Origin of the sequence: Streptomyces tricolor (genome assembly GCF_002155905.1) — a bacterium.
In the GTDB taxonomy this organism is placed as follows: Bacteria; Actinomycetota; Actinomycetes; order Streptomycetales; family Streptomycetaceae; genus Streptomyces; species Streptomyces tricolor.
The window spans coordinates 285-604 of sequence record NZ_MUMF01000837.1; the positions used below are offsets into that span (position 1 = coordinate 285).

The window sequence follows — 320 nt, forward strand, 5'->3', positions numbered from 1 at the left end:
CTGCCGCACATGCGGGAGCGGCGCTCGGGCGCGATCGTGCAGATGAGCAGCATGGGCGGGCAGATGTCCGTCGCCGGCTTCGGCGCGTACAGCGGGACCAAGTTCGCGCTGGAGGGCGTCTCCGAGGCGCTCGCCGACGAGGTGGCGGAGTTCGGCATCAAGGTGCTGATCGTGGAGCCGGGCGCGTTCCGGACCTCCCTGTTCGGCACCGGCCGGGCCGGGGCCAGCACCGACAGCGGGGTGTACACCAAGGTGAGCGAGACCCGCTCCTTCGTCTCCGGCGGCGACGGCTCCCAGCCCGGCGACCCGGCCAAGGCGGC

At 73.1% G+C, this 320-nt stretch carries 1 protein-coding gene; it reads left to right on the forward strand.

Annotated elements, in window-relative coordinates; translation table 11 throughout:
• The coding region (locus CCN44_RS40445; protein WP_143650414.1) for an SDR family NAD(P)-dependent oxidoreductase at nt 1-320 on the forward strand (320 nt) is incomplete at both ends.